This is a genomic window from Mesorhizobium sp. M7A.F.Ca.US.005.03.2.1, assembly GCF_003997795.1.
GTDB classification, from domain to species: domain Bacteria; phylum Pseudomonadota; class Alphaproteobacteria; order Rhizobiales; family Rhizobiaceae; genus Mesorhizobium; species Mesorhizobium ciceri.
In genome coordinates this window covers 1-1,501 of the sequence record NZ_RZRP01001163.1, presented here as the reverse complement: position 1 = coordinate 1,501, position 1,501 = coordinate 1, and the positions used below count along the sequence as shown (strand labels likewise).

General features: G+C 64.0%; 3 protein-coding genes. 1 reads left to right on the top strand and 2 read right to left on the bottom strand.

Annotated features, from left to right (window positions below; all coding sequences use genetic code 11):
- Nucleotides 1–340: ABC transporter permease (locus EN991_RS35790; protein ID WP_164769641.1), on the top strand; the 340-nt coding region annotated here is incomplete at its 5' end.
- Between the two features lie 105 nt (nucleotides 341–445).
- Here EN991_RS35790 and EN991_RS35785 read toward each other — a convergent pair.
- Together EN991_RS35785 and EN991_RS35780 are read right to left on the bottom strand one after the other, a co-directional pair.
- Nucleotides 446–1,045, bottom strand: a complete 600-nt coding sequence (locus tag EN991_RS35785) for a DNA-3-methyladenine glycosylase (protein ID WP_127365453.1) — start codon at nucleotides 1,043–1,045, stop codon at nucleotides 446–448.
- A gap of 91 nt (nucleotides 1,046–1,136) precedes the next feature.
- A partial coding sequence (locus EN991_RS35780) for a pyridoxal-phosphate dependent enzyme (RefSeq protein WP_127370493.1) occupies nucleotides 1,137–1,501 on the bottom strand: 365 nt, incomplete at its 5' end.

Genomic DNA, 1,501 nt, shown 5'->3' with positions numbered 1-1,501 from the left:
CCTGACGGCCGTGCTGATCTTCGTGCTGGCGCTGGTGCTGCTCGGCTACACGATTTCGACCATCGCCCGCACGCAGATGCAGGCGCTCCAACTCACCTTCTTCTTCTTCCTGCCGTCGATCATGCTGTCCGGCTTCATGTTCCCGTATCGCGGCATGCCGGACTGGGCACAAATCTTCGGCGAGATCTTCCCGCTGACGCATTTCCTCCGCATCACCCGCGCGGTGATGCTGAAGGGGGCCGAACTGCCGGCCGTGGCAACGGAGATTGGCTGGCTGGTGGTGTTCGTGGCTTTGTTTGCCGGCGTAGCATTGGTACGATTCAGGCGGACGCTGGATTAGACGCCGCACGACCTCCAGTCTTGCTACCAGCCTTCGCTCCTTGCTCCGCCCGTGGATGACGAAGGGAGAAATGCTTTCGCCAATCTCCATGGTTTATAACTGCCACTAACCGTTGAGCGATTTCGGGCCGCTGACGAAGGCGCTCCCCTTGACGTAAAACCGCAGCGGGCGATCGGCATCCTTTGTAATGCCGATCCGGATGCCTTGGGCGATGTCGCCGGCTTGATGCTCGTCGGTTGCCAGCCATAGCGGGCCTTTGCGGCAGAGATCGAGCCCGTCGAGCGAACGATCGATCCGCAACGCCTGGGCCAGCCTTCCCGGTCCTCGCGCAAGGTCGCGCAAGCGGTCGATGCCGCGATTGAGCCGCATGAGCGCAATGCCTTCGAGCGGTTCGAGCGCCCTGATGAGCACGCCGGTTCCGACCCCTGCCATCTCGCTCGAGACGTTGAGCATGTAGGAGATGCCGTAGGCGAGATAGACATAGGCGTGCCCAGCGTCGAGAAACAGCGAACGGTTGCGCGGGGTCATCCCCCGATAGCCGTGCCCGGCGGCGTCACCGGTCACATAGGCCTCGGTCTCGACGATGCGGCCGCTGGCGATGCCTTCGGGCAGTTCGCGCACCACGATCTTGCCGATGAGAGTGCGGGCAAGGGATGCTGTATCGTCGGGCAGCTCAGAACGCGTGAGCGGGCGGTAGATGACCATGTTCAGCCCGCCGACGATTTGGAGGCGGGCGAGGAGTGATCCAAGGCGAAACCTGCCTCAGATCCATGTCGGACCCCTTGGACATCTCGTCTCAAGCCGCCGCCATGATCCCGGCATAAGTGCCGAAATCGACATTGCCGCCGGACAGCACCACGGCAACGCATTTGCCGGACAGTTCGATCTCGCCCGACGACAGCGCCGCCAACGCCACGCAGCCGCCGGGCTCGACCACCAGCTTGAGATAGGCCATGGCGTCGCGCATCGCCTGTGCCGTCGCCTTGTCGGAGACGGCGATGCCGCCTGCCAGGTTCCTGCGGTTGATCTCGAAGGTGATCAGGCCGGGCTCCGCGGTCAGGATCGCGTCGCAGATCGACGCGTGGCCGGGTTCGTTCGACACCCTGGCGCCGGCGGCCAGCGACCGGCGGGTGTCGTCGAAATGCTCGGGCTCCACCGCCC

Coding starts and splice junctions, on each gene's coding strand:
- EN991_RS35785 (WP_127365453.1), bottom strand. CDS start 1,045: ATGGTCATCTACCGCCCGCTCACGCGTTCTGAGCTGCCCGACGATACA.